Source organism: Streptomyces sp. SID12501 (assembly GCF_010550245.1).
In the GTDB taxonomy this organism is placed as follows: Bacteria; Actinomycetota; Actinomycetes; order Streptomycetales; family Streptomycetaceae; genus Streptomyces.
Genome location: NZ_JAAGLU010001026.1, coordinates 1 through 389, shown reverse-complemented (window position 1 = coordinate 389; position 389 = coordinate 1). Strand labels below are relative to the sequence as shown.

Annotated in this window: 1 protein-coding gene; it reads left to right on the top strand. The window is 70.4% G+C overall.

The window, feature by feature from the left end:
- A partial coding sequence (locus G3I71_RS49650) for a Tn3 family transposase (protein WP_164325570.1) occupies window positions 1-389 on the top strand: 389 nt, incomplete at both ends.

The window sequence follows — 389 nt, the reverse complement described above, 5'->3', positions numbered from 1 at the left end:
ACCCGCTGCCGGCCGGATACAAGGTCGTCCATGACGCGGTGCAGGCGATGATGCCGCGGGTGGACTACCCCGAGCTGTTGTTGGAGGTCCACGCCCGCACCGGGATGTACGACGCGATCGACCACGTCAGCGGCCAGGCCGCCCGCCCCGAGGACCTGGACCTGACACTGACCGCGCTGCTGGTCCACAAGTCGACGAACATCGGCATGGAACCTGTCATCAAGCCCGGGGAACGGGCGCTGACCCGCAGCCGGCTGACAGCTGCGGACCACGGCTACTTCCACCTGCCGGGACTGCGCTCGGCCTCGGGGCTGCTGGTCGGCGCGCAGGGCAGGATCGGTATCACCGGGGACTCGGGCGGCGGGCACGTCGCCTCGGCCGACGGGATG